Origin of the sequence: Mesorhizobium sp. M0802 (assembly GCF_040320115.1) — a bacterium.
Taxonomy (GTDB): Bacteria; Pseudomonadota; Alphaproteobacteria; order Rhizobiales; family Rhizobiaceae; genus Mesorhizobium.
This window is the reverse complement of the sequence record NZ_JAMYOY010000020.1, coordinates 33,149-49,383: the sequence shown is the minus strand read 5'-3', so window position 1 is coordinate 49,383 and position 16,235 is coordinate 33,149. Positions and strand designations below refer to the sequence as shown.

The following is a 16,235-nucleotide window of genomic DNA, read 5'->3' as shown; positions in this document are numbered from 1 at the left end:
GAATTATCCCCCGTCATGCCGAGACTACTAGCAGGGCGACTACCCAGACAAGCAGTATCGCACCGGCCACTCGGGTTGGAAGGCTGCCGGTGGTCTGTTTTTCGATCAAGGTGAACAGGCCGATCAGCGCCATCCAGAACACGTTCATCGCGCCGACGGCAAACATCACCAGCATCAGCGCCCAGCAGCAGCCGAGGCACCACAGGCCCTGCTTCAGCCCTAGCCGGAAGATGCCACCAGGCTCCGCGCTCCAGTTGGAAAACAGTGTCGAGAACGGGTTCCGGCATTTTGTCAGGCAGGCCTGCTTGAGGCTGCTGAACTGGTAGAGGCCGGCAACCAGCAGCGCGGCCGCCGCGGCAAGGCCGCTCACCGGATCGAGCAATCGAGCGGAGGACGCAAATGCGTGGACGAGCAACGTCAGCACCGCGAAGCCGATAGAGGCGACAAGCCATGTCGAGAGGTAGCCGGCAACCAGGACCAGCGGGTGGGCCACCGGCTCGCCCTTGATGCGGGCGGTGTCGGCGATTTCACAATAGGTACGGATCATCGGCGCCGCCGACGGCAGCATCGTCGCCACGGCCATCAAAAACCACATCACGATCAGCGCCAGAACCGGTGCGCCGCCGGCATCAAGTGGTGCGGGCGTCAGGCACATGCCGAAGAAGCGGTCGAGGACATCCGGCAGCGGCAGTTGCGGCAGATATCGCAGGACCACATCGCCTGGTACGCCGGGGAGCCGGCCTTCGGCGCCGCGGATCGCCATGGCGCCGAGAATGAACCAGGCGAGCAGAATGCCGCCGGCGATGGCGATGTTGACCGTCAGGCGGGGGCTGCGGGCCAGGCTTGCCGTGGCGCGGCCGGCGCGGTCGAGATGGCTGAAATCGTCCTGCTGGCCGGTCATGACAACCGAATGAGCCTAATCGCCGCGTTGATCAAGCCGCATGGTCTGACCTATATCCATGGGTAGACACCTGCATCGCAAACTGGAAGTCCAATTTGGATCATCGCGAGACAGCACGGATACTGGTAGCCGGCAGCGGCCCTGCCGGACTGATCGCGGCGCTCGGTTTCGCCGAGGCGGGCTTTCCGGTAACCCTGGTCGGACCCGAAGCAGGCGGGCCCGATGGCCGGACCACGGCGCTGATGAACCCTGCTCTCAAGGTTCTCGATCGGCTGGGCGTGCTGGCCGAACTTGCGCCGAAGGCCGCGCCGCTGAAGGTCATGCGCATCGTCGATGCGACCAGCCGGCTGATCCGCAGCCCGGTGGTGACTTTTCGCGCCATAGAGATCGGCGAGGAGCAGTTCGGGCTCAACCTGCCCAACAGTGCGCTGAACCCGACGCTGGCCAAGTCCGTCGCGGCGCATCCCGGCATCGAATGGCTGACGTCGATGGTCGAGAGTTGGCGTCTGGACGCCGATCAGGCGCATGCCGTCTTGACTGATGGTCGCGAAGTCTCGGCCGCGCTTGCGGTCGCTGCCGATGGGCGCCTGTCGCCGGCGCGCGAGGCGGCAGGCATAGTGGCCTCGGTGCGATCCTACCGCCAAGCGGCGCTGGTGCTGAATTTTGGCCATCGCAGCGAACACGGCTTCACCTCGACCGAGTTCCACACAGAGACCGGGCCGTTCACCCAGGTGCCGCTGCCCGGCAACCGCTCCAGCCTCGTCTGGGTGGTGAAACCGGAGACGGCGAAGGACCTCGCCGCACTCGATGACGCGACGCTTTCCGAGCGTGTCGAGCAGCAGATGCAGTCGATGCTGGGCCGGGTGTCGGTCGAGCCCGGTCGGCAGATCTACCCGCTGTCGGCGGCATCGCCCGGGCGCTTCGCGCAAAACCGTGTGGCGCTGGTCGGCGAGGCTGCACATGTGTTCCCGCCGATCGGAGCCCAAGGTCTCAACCTCGGCATCAGGGACGTCGAGGATCTGATTGGAATCGCTGGTGAAAATCGCGGCGACCCTGGCGCCGCAAGGGCTTTGGCCGCCTATGATTCCAGGCGCCGTCCCGACGTTCTGGCGCGTTCGGGCGCGGTCAACCTGCTTAACATGTCGTTGCTGTCGGACATGTTGCCGGCGCAGATGGCACGCAGCGCCGGCCTCAATGTGCTCGGCAGTTTCGCGCCGCTGCGCGCCTTTTTCATGCGCGAAGGCTTGAGGCCGGGCAGCGGCTTTGCGGCGCTTACCGGCGGTTCAGGGAAACAGGTCCGGCGGTAAGATGCCGTGGCGGATCATGTAGAGCAGCCCGGTCACCGTCAGCACCGAGAGGCAGTTGGTGATCAGCACGCTGGCCGACGCGCGTTGCACCCAGACGCCATATTGCTGGGCGATGACGAAGACGTTGGTTGCGGTCGGTAATGCCGCCAAAAGCACGGCTGAAAAAACCCAGATTTCGGAAAAGTTCCCGATCCAGCTCAGCACGACGTAGCAGAGCGATGGATGCAGGATCAGCTTCAGCGCCGCGATCGACGCCAACTCATGCGGCACGCGGTTGAGGGGCCGGAGCGCAAGCGTCACGCCCATGGCAAACAGGGCGCAAGGGGCGGCCGCCCGAGACAGATATTCGAGCAGGCGATCGACCGGCTGCGGTGGGTGAAAGCCGAGATAGGCGGCGCCGACGCCAAGCGCGGTCGCGATGATGAACGGGTGCAGGACGATTTTCCTGACTACGCCGAGGATGAGCCGCCACGGCGATGTCTTGTCGTCGCCCGACAGCGCCATCATCATCGGCGCGATGGCGAAATGCATGATATTTTCGAAGCAGAAGATCAGCGCGACGGGAACCGCCGCCTGTTCGCCGAAGGCGAGCAGCGCCAGCCCCGGCCCCATATAGCCGATATTGCCGTAGGCCGCGGCCAGCGCCTTGATCGTCGACTGGGCGATCTCGCCGCGCGACGCCGTCACCGACCATACGAACATGATCGAGAAGATCGTGTAGGTGGAAAATACCGAGCCGAAGATGAAGCGCCATTCGGTCAACTGTTCGAACGGCGTGCGGGCCAGCAATTGGAAGAACAGGGCAGGAAGCGCGACATAGACGATGAAGGTGTTCATCCAGCCAAGCGCTTCCAGCGGCTGCCTGGTCATGCGCGCGACCAGAAAGCCGATGAAAATCAGCCCGAAGAACGGAAGAACAAGACCGACAATGTCAGACATTTTTGCCCTGGCCCGAAACCCCGGGACCGGGCTAGCCCGTAGCTTCATCAGGCGTCAAGCGCTTCGGCATTGAACTGACACGCTATCTGCGCCAAATAAAGCCTGATCCCAGACCTAAGTCGGGCTCGATTTTTGGCCACGGTGTGTGTAAATTCAAAGTCTTAGAGCGCTCTTCGCACATTCGAGGGGACGCCGGGCGCTCTAGAGGCTTAGTGGTGAGTATGATGAAAACGGCCAAATTTTCGATCGGACAGGTGGTTCGTCATCGGCTGTTTCCGTTCCGCGGCATCATTTTCGATGTCGATCCGCAATTCGCCAACACCGACGAATGGTACGAAGCCATCCCGGCCGACGTGCGGCCGCGCAAGGACCAGCCGTTCTACCATCTGCTCGCCGAGAATTCGGAAACCGAATACATCGCCTATGTCTCCGAGCAGAACCTGCTCGAGGATCAATCGGGCGAACCGGTCCGGCATCCACAGATCGGCGAGATGTTCGACAAGCGGCCCGACGGACGCTATGAGCCAAAACGCCAGTCGAGACACTGACATCACCTTGCATCGACGTGACGACAACAAAAAAGCGGGGCATGACCCCGCTTTTTGTCGCTCCGGTATCTGTCCCGGCGATTAGTTGGCGGCTTTGGCCTTGGCCTGCTCGTCCTTGAGCTTCTTGGCGAAGTCCTGGTTGTTCTTGACGACGAAATCCTGAAGTTTTTTCTGCCGGTCCTCGATGTCCGACTGCTGCAGCGGCGCGCCGTCAAAGGCGCCGCTGAAGCCGGTCAAGGCAACCTTGATTGGATTTGGCTGACTCTGGAAGTTGATCGAGGTCAGCGTGATCGCCTGTCCCTTCTTGAAGGAAGCGACGAGCGCGTCGGTCAGCGGCACTTCGGCAACGCAACGGTCGGCGAAGCAAATGACATAATCCAGCTTCGTCGCCTTGCCGGCGTCTATTTGCAGGGCGATGCCGGGGGGCACCAGGCGACCTGGGGGAACCGTGACCTGGAAGACCTTGCGGTTTACCTTGCCCTTCAACTCGATCAGGCTGACGCCGGTGACGAACTGGCCGTTGCCGGCAGTGATGATGTTCTGGACATTGCAGATGTCGACATCTTCCTGCTTGGTGCAGGCCTTGAACCAACCCTGCGGAATCTGTTGCTGTGCCGAAGCGGTGGGAAGTCCGGCGCCCAGAAAGCCGACCACGCCCGCGGCCAGGACCGAAAGGCGGTATGCGTTGCTGTTCAGGCTCGTCATGTCGTGCATTTCCTCTCAAATGATCCCGGGACCGGCTTCTTCGCGCCGTGTGGTCCTGCTACCTGTTGCCGAATTGAGGCAACAGAATGACTTCGGAGCGCGTGTTACACTGCATGAGCAGCCGAATCCAGCCCGCCGCCTGCAATTCTTGGCCTCGCAATTTGGGTCGTGCGATTTGGATTAATGTATCTGGCCGGAGCGCCGCGGCGCCATGTTAGGGTGCACTCCGAATCATCAAGCCGCCCAGTAAGGAGACGGTCATGGGCCGCATTCTTGTTTGGCTGATCGCCGCAATCTCGTTCTTCGCCTTTGCACCCGGCGTGGCGATGTCGGAACCGAAACATGCCATCGCCATGCAGGGCGAGCCGGCGCTGCCAGCCGACTACCAGCATTTCGACTACGTCAATCCCGATGCGCCCAAGGGCGGCAACATCACTTACTGCGTCGTCGGCAGCTTCGACAATCTGAACCCGTTCATCCTGAAGAGCCTGCGCACCACGGCGCGCGGCATGCAGGACCTCATTTTCGGCAATCTCGTCTTCGAGCCGTTGATGATGCGCAACTACGACGAGGCCTTCACCCTCTATGGCCTGCTCGCAGACACAGCCGATATGGACCTGGAGCGCAAATCGATCGAATTCCACCTTAATCCAAATGCGAAGTGGTCGGACGGTGAGCCGGTGACGCCGGATGACGTGCTGTTCACCTACGATGTCTTCACCGACAAGGGCCGCCCGCCCTACAGGGATCGCATGAGCCTGATCGCCAAGCTCGAAAAGACCGGCGATCACAGCGTGCGCTTCACCTTCAACGACAAGGCCAATCGCGAGACCCCCTTGATCATCGCGCTGACGCCGATCATCCCAAAGCACGCCTTCAACAAGGATACCTTCGACAAGACGACGCTGAAGCCGGTGATCGGCAGCGGTCCCTACACCATCGACAAGGTGCAGCCGGGACAGCGCATCGTCTTCAAGCGCAATCCGAATTACTGGGGCAAGGACATCCCTTCCAAGCGCGGCTTCGACAACTACGACCAGATCACCATCGAGTACTTCCTCAACGCCAATGCCAAGACGGAAGCGTTCAAGAAAGGCATCTGCGCCATTTACGATGAGGGCGATCCGGTCAAGCGCGAGCGCGATATCGATTTTCCCGCCTTTCATCGCGGCCAGGTGATCGCCGAGACCTTCGACACCGGCATACCGCCCGTGGTGACCGGGTTCCTGTTCAACACGCGGCTGGAGAAGTTTTCCAATCCGGAGGTGCGGCGCGCGCTCGGCATGCTCTACGACTTCGAATGGGCCAACAAGAACCTGTTCGGCGGTAAGTACACGCGCACGATGAGCTACTGGCAGAATTCCGAACTTTCCGCGCTCGGCCATCCCGCCAGCGACAGGGAAAAGGCGCTGCTGGCGCCCTACCCCGGCCGCGTGCCGGCCGATGTCATGGACGGCAGCTGGCGCCCGCCGGTGAATGACGGCACCGGCCAGGACCGTAAGGTGCTGAAGGTGGCGTTCGACCTGCTGAAGAGCCAGGGCTACACCGTCAAGGACGGGGTCCTGCTGGACCCAAAGGGAAACCCGTTCGGTTTCGAGATCCTGACGGCCTCGCAGGACGAGGAACGCTTTGCCGCCATCTATCAGCGCTCGCTGGAAAAGATCGGCATCGCGGTGACCATCCGCAGCCTCGAGGCCGACCAGATCCAGTCGCGCAAGCAGCGTTTCGACTTTGAGGTTCTTGTCGGGTCGAGCGGGTTCAGCAACTCGCTGTCTCCCGGTATGGAGCAGAACCTTCGCTGGGGTTCTTCAGAGGCCAAAAGAGAAGGTTCATTCAATCTGGCCGGCGTCGCCGATCCGGCGGTCGACGCGGCGATCGACGCGATGCTGAGAGCACGGACCAAGGAAGACTATGTCGCCGCCGTGCGCGTGCTCGACCGATTGCTGATCTCCGGCAATTACATGGTGCCGATGCAGTACAACGCGCAGCAATGGCTCGCTTACTGGAATTACCTGGACCATCCCAAAAAGACGCCCATATTCGGTTATCAATGGCCGACCTGGTGGCGCAAGCCGAACTGAGCGTGGCCGAGATCGGTCTCGCTGAAACGTTCGGCTGCAGGAGATCAAGATGAGCGATGACAATTCCATTACCGTCGACGTGGTTTCCGACGTCGTCTGCCCCTGGTGCTTCGTCGGCCAGAAGCGGCTGGATAAAGCGATTGCCGCTGCCGGCGACGTTGAGGTTCATGTGCGCTGGCGGCCGTTCCAGCTCGACCCGACCATCCCGCCCGAGGGCAAGGACCGGCGCGAATACATGCTGGCCAAATTCGGCAGCGACGAGCGCATCCGTCAGATGCATGCCCGCATAGAGCCGCTCGGCGAAGCCGAAGGCATCGATTTCGCTTTCGACGCCATCAAGGTGGCCGCCAACACGCTGGACGCGCATCGTGTCATCCGCTGGGCCGGTGCCGCCGGTGAAGCCGTGCAGAACCGGCTCGTGCGCCGGCTGTTCCAGCTGTATTTCGAGGAAGGCGGCAATATTGGCGACCACGCCGTGCTGGTCGATGCCGCCCGCGAGGCAGGCATGGACGCTGCCGTGGTCGAAACGCTGTTGCCGACCGATGCCGACGTCGAGGAGGTGCGCACAGAAATCGCCACGGCATCGCGGATGGGGATCACCGGCGTGCCGTGTTTCCTGCTCGAAGGCAAATACGCCGTCATGGGCGCGCAGGACCCCGACACGCTGACGGATGCCATCCGCCAGGTCGCGGCTGCAAAGGCCAAGGGCGAGCTGGAAAAGGCCGGCTGACCGAAGTTATTTCACCGTCACCTTGGCTTTGCTGAGGAAGAAGCCATGCCCGTTGCTGCCCGTGCAGGTCAGTCCCTTGGTTGACGACTGGCAGGTAAACGGCCCTTTGCTCCAGCTGTTGCCATAGGCCAGCTTCGCGACATCGCTGCAGCAGCCCTGCTCTCCCGGATTCTTGATCAAGGTCGCCGGGCCGTTCGGCCCAAGGATCACGGTGACGTAGCTGGGCTCGACGCGCGAACAGCTCAGTTCCGGAACGCCATCCTGTGGTTCGTAGGTGCTGGTGCCGCCCTTCGGCGTGTAGATGCAGCCGATGTTGCCGGACGGAGCATTGAACTCGATTTGCCCTTCGGCGCTTGCCGGAATGGTCTGGCTGACGGCATGCGCAAGAGGCAGCCAGGCAAAGAGCGTCACCATTGCGGGAACGGCTGCGCGTGCAAGCATTGGGGAGCTTCCTTGTTGGGGACCGGACATGCATCGGTGCCGACAGTGCCCGGCAAGGTTCATTCCAGTGCGCTTGATTGTCAAACGGTGTTGAGCTGCAGCTAAAAAGCGTGGGCCAACTCATGAGCAGTCGCCGTGCAGGAGCGACGATCTTGCGTGCCCAACCATGATGGCCGGTGAAATGATTCGGGCGGCCTGGGGCGATCACGGACGGCAATTTTTCGGGCGATCCGGTTAGCGCGCGGTGGGAAAACCGGCCGACGGGCAGGCCTTTTGGTCACAAAGCCGTGTATGAGCCTTCCCTCAGGGAATATATTCGCACATCTGAGCGTTCTCGCAACACATTGAAACAAAGGACAAATTCGGCCCAAAGACGGCGGTCTCGCAGCACCAACTGTTGCCTCATGGCAACGGCGGGTGGGCTGCTTCACATTCGCCGGGATAAAATTCATAGAAAATGATCAATTGGTGTTACTATCCGTAACAAAACTAAAAAGGTTTGGGCGGGATTGTGATTCGGGTCGACAGACCGCGACGTTCAATATCGGCACTTTGGAACCGCGACGCCCCCGCCGGGCCGTCGCCCCTGACGCCAGTATCGTCGATGCGGACCTTCTGGGGACTGATGCGGGCCTACTGGTTCTCGGATCGGTGGAGAGAGGCCTGGGCTCTCACCGTCGTCCTCGCACTCATCATAGCCCTGTCGAGCAAGGCCGACGTCTGGTTTACCGTGTTGGCGGGCGAACTGGCAGCCTCAATCGCTTTTTTCCACGACGCCGCGAATACCACGCCCCTTGAATCAGTGCTTACCAATGCCGGCCTGCTTGTGCTGCTGGTCGTGTTCAAGGACATGGGAATCATAGGCGCCTGCAAATTTGTATCGGCGACATTGCATCGCAAATGGCGCGCCTGGTTGAACGCGCGTTTCAATGCGGCGCTGCTTGATACCAACCATACTCACTACCACGCTCAGAATGGCTCGCCAGATGCGCCAGCGCCCGACAACATCGATCAGCGCGTGCAGGAATCCATCAAAGACATGGCGGGCGGCGCCATCGGGCTTGCCCAAGGTGTCTTCGGCGTCTTCACCTCACTTTATTTTGTCGGCGGCGCTTTGCTGGCGAATTCCGTGGAGGTAAAAGGCCTGGATGCCCTCGGCAGCTATGGCAGCGCCGTCCTCGCTCTGCTGGCGGTTGCCATCTATGTGCCCGTCAATACCTGGATCGCGATCAAACTCGGCGGAATGCTGGAGTGGCTCAATGTCAGGATGCAGAAGGCCGAAGGCACCTATCGCAGCGAGCTGATCACCTTGTTGCGCCGCAGTTTCCATGTGTCGGCGTCGCAAGGCGAAGACGTGCAAAAGACGATACATGGACGGCTCTATCTCGATATCGATACCACCTGGTCGAAGCTCAACATCGTCAACACCCTCTATGCGGGATTCGAATCGGTCTATAATTTCGTCGGGGCCAAAGTTGTCGCCTACGGACCTGGTCTGGTGCCGTTCATCCACAACGGCGTCGACCTCAAGGGCTACATAACCGGTTCCGAGCAGGTCAACGCGCTGATCAGCAAATGTTCCTGGTTCATCCATGTCATGCCGAGTCTCGCCACCTTGCGGGCCAACAGCCAGCGCGTCATTGAATTGGCGCACGCCATTGAAAACGTCCAACAGCCGCAGGAATTCTACAGCCAGACCGGCCGTTCCGATTTCCACTATGCCAGCCAGAACCCGGTCTTCGGCCTGACCATCCAGAAGCTTGAACTGGCGCATCAGGGTGAAGACGCCACGCCGTTCCTGAGCGCAGCCAATCTGCGCTTTCGGCGCGGCGAGTGGGCATTCCTCAAGGGCGAATCCGGCTGCGGCAAGACTTCGCTGATCAAGGCGATCAACGGCTTGTGGCCTTATGGCCGCGGCACCATCGTCTTCCCTGACGGTGTGAGGAGCTTCTATGCCGCACAGGAGGTCAAGCTGCAGCTGGTGTCGCTGAAGCAGCTGGTGTGCCTGCCCGGCTCCGAGGACGACTATGGCGATGCGCAGGTCGCGGCAGCCCTGCACAAGGCCGGCCTTGGCGATTTCATCGAACACATGGCCGATGAAAGCCGCGAGGGAAAGATCTGGGACCAGCTGCTGTCCGGCGGCCAGAAGCAGAAGCTGGTTGTGGCCCGCATCGTGCTGCAGCAACCGGGACTGTTGTTCCTCGACGAAGCGACCGGCGCGCTCGATCCGGATGGCAAGATCGCCTTCCACCAGGCCATCAAGGACAACTGTCCCGATGTCACGGTGATCAGCATCATGCATGAGGCGGTGCCGCCACGTTCGGCCTCGGGCGAGGAATTCTACCATAGCGTGGTCGCGATCGCCGACGGCGTCGCCACCAAGAGGCCGCTTGTTCCGAACCTTCCGCGCGAGCTCACCACCATCCTTACGCAGCCGCGGCCGGTCGAGGACAAATGGATGCGTTTTTCACGCCGGCTGAAGCAGAAATAGCAGCCACGCCGAAGCGCGTTCCGCCACTGGCGGCGGGGCACTCGCTCCCTCCCCCTTCAATAATCATCACAGTCTCGCGATTGGGCCGGCTCCCGGCTGTTTTCCGCCACCCCCGCGATTGACTCGCCAAGATGCGCTCCTATGTTGCGCCCGCTCGCTGAATTCCAACTCGAACCCGCGAGCAGAAAGGTCACCGCGCCATGCCTGGCGACAGTAGTCGAACGCAACCGCCGTCCGCCTCGATGTGACCTCTAACGGCTCACGTCCCGCCGGACGGCAAGGAGTGAGCCATGAACGAATTTACCCCCGTCGTAGCGGGCGACGATGCCGTCGCTATCGCGCGTATCCTTGCCAATGATCACGTCGCCGATGTCGTCGAGGCCCTGAACCGGGAAGCTCGCGATACCGCGATAGAACTGCTTTGCGAAATGCCGTTCGAGCGGCTGGTCGAGATCTTCGACCAGCCTGAACTCGACGGCGCCTCCGATCTGGCCGAGGCGCTGCCGCGCGCCAAGGCGTGCAAGCTGCTGACCGCCATGTCGGTCGACCGCGCCGCCGATATTCTGCGAGAGCTGGATGAGCCGACGCGCTCCGAGCTGCTCGGCGGGTTGGTCCCGCCGCTGCGGGCAACGCTGCTTTCCATTCTCGGCTATCCCGAAGGCAGCGCCGCCTCAATCATGACGACCGAATTCGTCAGCGTGCCGTCGGACTGGTCCGTCGGGCGCACGCTCGACTACATCCGCAAGGTGGAGCGGACGCGGGAGACCGTCTACGCCATCTACATCGTCGATCCAGACACGCATGTGCTGGTGCGCTCGACCGGCCTGCGCCGGCTGATCACCGGCGAGCCGGACGATCCGATCCTGTCGGTGGCGCCGGATCGCGCCCCGGTGACGGTGACGCCGCTGACCGATCGCGAGACACTGGCGCAGACGATCTCCAAATATGACCTGCTCGCGGTTCCCGTCGTCGACCACGGCAAGATCCTCGGCATCGTCACCATCGACGACATCATCGACACCATGATCGAGGAGACGACCGAGGACGCGCATCGTTTCGGCGGCATGGAGGCGCTCGACGAGCCCTACATGAAGATGAGCTTTCTCGCGATGATCAAGAAGCGCGGCGGCTGGCTGTGCGCGCTGTTCATCTCGGAGATGCTGACCGCCAACGCCATGCAAAGCTATGAAGGCGAACTGGAGAAGGCGATCGTGCTCACTCTGTTCATTCCGCTGATCATGAGCTCGGGCGGCAATTCCGGTTCGCAGGCGACCTCGCTCGTCATTCGCGCGCTGGCGCTGCGCGAGATCGGCCTTCGTGACTGGTGGCGGGTGGCGTTGCGCGAATTGCCAACCGGCCTGGTACTCGGCGCCATGCTTGGCGGCGTGGTCGGCATCTGCCGCATCGCGCTCTGGCAGTATATGGGCTTCTACGATTATGGGCCGCATTGGCCGCTGATCGCGGCGACCGTGGGGGCAGCCCTTGTCGGTATCGTCACCTTCGGCTCGCTGTCGGGGTCGATGCTGCCGTTCGCGCTGAAACGGATCGGCTTCGATCCGGCGAGCGCCTCGGCGCCGTTCGTCGCCACGCTGGTCGATGTCACCGGCCTGGTGATCTATTTCTCGGTGGCGCTGGTCATCCTGCGCGGCACTTTGTTGTAATAAGCTTCAGGCCTCCCATCGCGGTGGCACAGCGGCTGCCATGGGGGGTTCTTCAAGATCGAGCGCGCGGGCGTCAATCGACCCGCACGCCGTTCTTCACGCGGTAGGTGGGCTTGTACATGGTGACCAGTTCCTCCGCTGCCGTCGGGTGGACGGCCATGGTGCGGTCGAAATCATCCTTGGTGACGCCGGCCTTCAGCGGAATGCCGAGCAACTGCGCCATCTCGCCGGCGTCCGGCCCGAGGATGTGCGCGCCGAGCACTTTTCGCGTGGCGCCATCGACCACCAGCTTCGTCAGCATCCTTTCGTCGCGGCCCGACAGCGTGTGCCGCATCGGCCGGAATGTGGCGCGGTAGATTTCGATATCGGCGTAGCGCTTGACGGCATCGTCCTCGGACAGCCCGACGGTGCCGATCTCCGGCTGTGAGAAGACGGCGGTCGGAATGGTGTCGTGGTCGGGCGCGGTCGGATTGCCCTTGAATGCGGTCTCGATGAAACACATGGCCTCGTGGATCGCCACCGGCGTCAACTGCACGCGGTTGGTGACGTCGCCGATCGCCCAGATGTTGTCGATGTTGGTGCGGGAATATTCGTCGACAACGATGGCGCCGGTTATGCCGAGCTCGATACCGACGCCTTCCAGGCCCATATTCTCAGTGTTTGGGAGGCGGCCGATGGCGAGCATGACCTGGTCGATCGTCAGTACCTTGCCGCCGGTGACCAACGCATCCAGCCTGCCGTCCGGCCGTTTGCGGACCCATTCCGACACGGCGTGGCAGAGGATCTTGATCCCCTTCTTTTCCATGGTTTCGTGCAGCATGTGCCGCAGGTCCATGTCGAAGCGTGACAGTATCTCCTTGCCGCGATAGACCAGCGTGGTGTCGACGCCCAAGCCATGGAAGATATTGGCGAATTCGACGGCGATGTAGCCTCCGCCCTCGATCATGATCGCCTTCGGCAGTTGCTTGAGGTCGAAAACCTCATTGGAAAAGATGCAATGCTCGTGACCGGGCAGCGCCGGGTGCGGCGCCGGCCGGCCGCCGGTGGCGATCAGGATCTGGTCGGCGGTGACGGTGCGGTCATCGCCCAGGAGATGCACGACATGCGGGTCGACCAGCATGGCGCGCGAGTGGAACGTCTCGCCGCCGGCGCCTTTCACGTTCTTTTCGTAGATCGCTTCCAGACGGGCAATCTCGCGGTCCTTGTTGGCGACCAGCGTCGGCCAGTCGAAGCTCGCCTCCGGCACCGTCCAGCCATAGCCGGCGGCGTCGGCAAAATGCTCGGGAAATTGCGAGGCATAGACATAGAGTTTTTTCGGCACGCAGCCACGGATGACGCAGGTGCCGCCATAGCGGTATTCCTCCGCGATGCCGACACGCTTGCCGAGCGCTGCCGCCACGCGCGCCGCTCTCACCCCGCCGGAGCCGCCGCCGATCACGAAGAGATCGTAGTCGTAACCGCCCATGCTGCTGTTCCTTGCCTCAAGAAATGTTTGAGACAGGTAGGCCGCATGAAGCCAAAAGAAAAGCCCGGTTTCCACCGGGCTTTCTGGTCCAGCGGCAAGGATGCCGGTGGCGAAATCAGACGTCTTAGTTCTTCGGCGCTTCCGGCTGGTCACCGTCTGCGGGCGCATCGCCGTCGGCAGGTGCAGCGCCATCGGCAGGTGCAGCGCCATCGGCGGGGGCAGTTGCGTTATCCGGCGCAGGCGCGGCCGGAGCAGCGGCCTTCGCGGCTGCTGCCAGCGTTTCGCCGACCTGCTGGGCGAGATCGCGCGCCAGGCCGTTCTGCCAGATGTCGGCGGCCTTGACCAGTTCGCGCGTCACGTTGGGGCCGTTGTCGAGCAGCTTCTTGCCGGCATCGGAATTGTAGAAGGCGGCGATGTCGGTGAGATCCTTCTCGGAGAACACCTTGGCATAGGCGAGCGCTGCTTCCTTCTCCAGATCGGCACGGCGCGAGGCCAGCGCCAGTGCCTTCTCGCTGACGGTCTTGCCGATCAGCTCCTGCATATCAGGGTTCTTCTGGATGAGCTGCTGCTCGAGCGAGGCCGCTGCTTGCGGCAGGATGTTGTCGAACGAGTCGGTCGCGTGGATTGCCGTGACCGCCGCCCGTGCCGCCTTCAGATGCGATTCCGTGATCTCCTGCGAGAACGCCGGGGAAGAGAAGGCGAAAACGGCCGAAGCCGCCAGAACGGCGCAAAGATTGCGAACCCGGTTATGCAACATCATGATCGGTAGAACTCCCTGGTTTTCGGGCGGCATGGACGGTTTGGATGCCGTCGCCGCCGGCGATGATGGCCGCTGACGCCAGCCCGATGAAAAGACCATGCTCGACCACACCAGGAATGGCATGGAGAGCATTCGAAAGCGCTCTTGTATCCGGAATGCGGCCAAAAGATGCATCGAGGATAAAATGGCCGCCGTCTGTAACAAAAGGCTGGCCCCCCGTCATCCTCAATGTAACCGGGCCGGAAAGGCCGAGACTTTTGGCCGCTGCCGCGACCGCGATTTCGGTCGCGCACAGGCCGAATTGGTTGACTTCGATCGGCAAGGGAAACCGGCCAAGGGTGTCGACCATCTTCGAGCGATCGGCAATGACGATCATGCGCTGAGATGCCGCCGCGACGATCTTCTCGCGCAGCAGCGCGCCGCCGCCACCCTTGATCAGCGTCAGCGCCGCGTCGATCTCGTCGGCGCCGTCGACGGTAAGGTCGAGCTCGGGCGTTTCCTCAAGCGTCGACAGCGGCACGCCAAGTTCGCGGCAAAGGGCTGCGGTGCGCTCCGACGTCGGCACGCCGATGACGGACAAGCCGGTGGCGATCTTTTCGGCCAGCAGCCGCACGAATTCGTCGGCCGTCGTCCCGGTGCCGATGCCGATGCGCATGCCGTCGCTGACATGGGCAAGGGCTGCCCGCGCGGCCTCGACCTTCAACTGCCTCGCATCCATGCTCGCCCCGGGGATTTGGCTTGGTTCTGATTTTTCTGGATGCGCGCTCCTAGCACTTTTGCCCGCAGGGTCAAAGACTTTGGCTCGCACCGGCTTGCCTGAAAGAAGCGCAGCCGCTATCGCCTGCCTGCAATGCATCAGCCACAGGACAGGCCATGACCCAACCGATCATCGTGTTCGACCTCGACGGGACGCTGATCGACACGGCGCCGGATCTGCTCGACAGCCTTAATCACAGCCTTGCCGCCAGCGAGCTTGCCGCTGTCGACGAAGCCGGCTTCCGGCGTTTTGTCGGCCAGGGCGGACGGGTGATGATCGAGCGCGCACATACCGCGCAACAGAAGTCGCTGGCGGTGGACGAGCACGACAGGTTGCTCAAGCTGTTCCTCGACCATTACACACTCAACATCCCCGGCAAGTCGCGCCCCTACCCCGGCGTCGTCGAGGCGATCGCCCGCTTCGAGAAGGCCGGCTATTTGCTTGCCATCTGCACCAACAAATATGAGGCGAATTCGAAAGCGCTGATTGGGGCGCTCGGCCTGACAAAGCATTTCGCCGCGATCGCCGGCCAGGACACGTTCGCCTTCCGCAAGCCCGACCCGCGCCATCTCACCGAAACCATCCGGCTCGCCGGCGGCGACCCGGCCCATGCGCTGATGGTCGGCGATTCGCAGACCGACATCGACACGGCCAAGGCCGCCGGCATTCCCGTGGTTGCCGTCGATTTCGGCTACACCGACCGCCATGTCAGGGAATTCGAGCCGTCGGCGGTGATTTCGCATTTCGACGCGCTGACGCTCGACCTGGCGGAACGGCTGATTGCTGCGGCGGCCGGCTGAACGAAACGGGCGATTGCGCGGCAGCGTCCGCCCTTGCCTATTTCAGGCGTAGAAGGCAGGCGCATCGCCTTGACTTCAACGGCCTGCCTCCCTTATATCGCGGCTCGCTTGGCCTTCGGGCAACGAGCGGGCGATTAGCTCAGCGGGAGAGCACACCCTTCACACGGGTGGGGTCGCAGGTTCAATCCCTGCATCGCCCACCATTTTCTTTCCCGGAACAGCACACTCCAAGCCAGCACTCCTAGCAGCTGCAACTCGCCCCTTCCCCACCAAAATTCTTCTGCGCAAAGTTCAACGCGCTTGAGTAGCTCGTATAGCTCTGGAACTGGCAGACATCGGAGCCGTTCCGCACCTTCATCTGCTCGAGATCCCAGAACGTGACCTCGATGTGATCGTTGGCGCAATAGACCGTGTATTTTTCAGGCTCCAGCGCGCTGGCTTTCTGCAGCGGCATGGAGACGGCAGGAATGGAAAGTACGGAAAGTGCAAGCATGACGGCGTGACGCGTGCGCATGTAAAAACCCCGAATGAAAACCAGCCCGTATTATTGCCGCTATCTTGAAGCGCTGCATCACGGCTTTTTGACGAACGACTTCTTTCCGGTGCCCGGCTCGCCGCTCGGGGGCGCGTGGCCGGCAGCAGGGAGGTC

General features: G+C 62.1%; 15 protein-coding genes and 1 tRNA gene. 8 read left to right on the top strand and 8 right to left on the bottom strand.

Annotation, left to right across the window (positions count from 1 at the left end; genetic code table 11):
• Window positions 1-13: 13 nt before the first annotated feature.
• Entirely contained in the window at window positions 14-901 is an 888-nt protein-coding gene (locus NKI10_RS24590) for a DUF2182 domain-containing protein (protein ID WP_023702251.1), read from the bottom strand.
• A 95-nt stretch (window positions 902-996) separates the two neighbouring features.
• Here NKI10_RS24590 and NKI10_RS24585 point away from each other — a divergent pair, with 95 nt between their 5' ends.
• Window positions 997-2,208 carry a UbiH/UbiF family hydroxylase gene (locus NKI10_RS24585; protein ID WP_352862164.1) on the top strand — a complete coding sequence of 404 codons (1,212 nt, stop codon included), beginning with the start codon at window positions 997-999 and terminating at the stop codon, window positions 2,206-2,208.
• Here NKI10_RS24585 and NKI10_RS24580 read toward each other — a convergent pair.
• The gene (locus tag NKI10_RS24580; RefSeq protein WP_352862163.1) at window positions 2,185-3,147 is read right to left on the bottom strand and encodes an AEC family transporter; all 963 of its coding nucleotides are present in this window, start codon (window positions 3,145-3,147) and stop codon (window positions 2,185-2,187) included. The genes NKI10_RS24585 and NKI10_RS24580 overlap by 24 nt on opposite strands.
• Window positions 3,148-3,371: 224 nt before the next feature.
• Here NKI10_RS24580 and hspQ point away from each other — a divergent pair, with 224 nt between their 5' ends.
• Window positions 3,372-3,695 carry a heat shock protein HspQ gene (gene hspQ / locus NKI10_RS24575; RefSeq protein ID WP_023668971.1) on the top strand — a complete coding sequence of 108 codons (324 nt, stop codon included), beginning with the start codon at window positions 3,372-3,374 and terminating at the stop codon, window positions 3,693-3,695.
• Between the two features lie 81 nt (window positions 3,696-3,776).
• Here the strand turns inward: hspQ and NKI10_RS24570 are convergent, their stop codons facing one another.
• A complete protein-coding gene (locus NKI10_RS24570) occupies window positions 3,777-4,400 on the bottom strand; it encodes an invasion associated locus B family protein (protein ID WP_023668972.1) in 624 nt (207 codons plus the stop codon).
• A gap of 260 nt (window positions 4,401-4,660) precedes the next feature.
• Between NKI10_RS24570 and NKI10_RS24565 the strand changes: the two genes are divergently transcribed.
• Both NKI10_RS24565 and NKI10_RS24560 read left to right on the top strand, forming a co-directional pair.
• A complete protein-coding gene (locus NKI10_RS24565) occupies window positions 4,661-6,481 on the top strand; it encodes an extracellular solute-binding protein (RefSeq protein WP_352626257.1) in 1,821 nt (606 codons plus the stop codon).
• Between the two features lie 49 nt (window positions 6,482-6,530).
• A complete protein-coding gene (locus NKI10_RS24560) occupies window positions 6,531-7,211 on the top strand; it encodes a DsbA family oxidoreductase (protein ID WP_023755261.1) in 681 nt (226 codons plus the stop codon).
• Window positions 7,212-7,217: 6 nt separating this feature from the next.
• Here the strand turns inward: NKI10_RS24560 and NKI10_RS24555 are convergent, their stop codons facing one another.
• The gene (locus tag NKI10_RS24555) at window positions 7,218-7,652 is read right to left on the bottom strand and encodes a hypothetical protein (RefSeq protein WP_352862162.1); all 435 of its coding nucleotides are present in this window, start codon (window positions 7,650-7,652) and stop codon (window positions 7,218-7,220) included.
• Between the two features lie 604 nt (window positions 7,653-8,256).
• Here NKI10_RS24555 and NKI10_RS24550 point away from each other — a divergent pair.
• Both NKI10_RS24550 and mgtE read left to right on the top strand, forming a co-directional pair.
• Window positions 8,257-10,143: an ABC transporter ATP-binding protein/permease gene (locus tag NKI10_RS24550; RefSeq protein WP_023696128.1), complete on the top strand. Its 1,887-nt coding sequence runs from the start codon at window positions 8,257-8,259 to the stop codon at window positions 10,141-10,143.
• A 290-nt stretch (window positions 10,144-10,433) separates the two neighbouring features.
• A complete protein-coding gene (gene mgtE, locus NKI10_RS24545) occupies window positions 10,434-11,804 on the top strand; it encodes a magnesium transporter (RefSeq protein WP_352862161.1) in 1,371 nt (456 codons plus the stop codon).
• A gap of 73 nt (window positions 11,805-11,877) precedes the next feature.
• Here the strand turns inward: mgtE and gor are convergent, their stop codons facing one another.
• From gor to rpiA, 3 genes are all read right to left on the bottom strand, one after another.
• Window positions 11,878-13,269, bottom strand: a complete 1,392-nt coding sequence (gene gor, locus NKI10_RS24540) for a glutathione-disulfide reductase (protein ID WP_023825562.1) — start codon at window positions 13,267-13,269, stop codon at window positions 11,878-11,880.
• Window positions 13,270-13,393: 124 nt separating this feature from the next.
• Window positions 13,394-14,029: a DUF2059 domain-containing protein gene (locus tag NKI10_RS24535; RefSeq protein WP_023820740.1), complete on the bottom strand. Its 636-nt coding sequence runs from the start codon at window positions 14,027-14,029 to the stop codon at window positions 13,394-13,396.
• A complete protein-coding gene (gene rpiA, locus NKI10_RS24530; RefSeq protein WP_023820739.1) occupies window positions 14,016-14,747 on the bottom strand; it encodes a ribose-5-phosphate isomerase RpiA in 732 nt (243 codons plus the stop codon). Before rpiA ends, NKI10_RS24535 begins: the two co-directional genes overlap by 14 nt.
• Window positions 14,748-14,902: 155 nt before the next feature.
• Here rpiA and NKI10_RS24525 point away from each other — a divergent pair, with 155 nt between their 5' ends.
• Both NKI10_RS24525 and NKI10_RS24520 read left to right on the top strand, forming a co-directional pair.
• Window positions 14,903-15,586, top strand: coding sequence for a phosphoglycolate phosphatase (locus tag NKI10_RS24525; protein WP_023818903.1), 684 nt, complete (start codon window positions 14,903-14,905; stop codon window positions 15,584-15,586).
• Window positions 15,587-15,714: 128 nt separating this feature from the next.
• Window positions 15,715-15,789 (top strand) — tRNA-Val (locus tag NKI10_RS24520).
• 38 nt (window positions 15,790-15,827) lie between these two features.
• On the opposite strand, the gene NKI10_RS24515 is transcribed toward NKI10_RS24520, so the two are convergent.
• Entirely contained in the window at window positions 15,828-16,100 is a 273-nt protein-coding gene (locus NKI10_RS24515; RefSeq protein ID WP_023818904.1) for a hypothetical protein, read from the bottom strand.
• Window positions 16,101-16,235 lie beyond the last annotated feature (135 nt).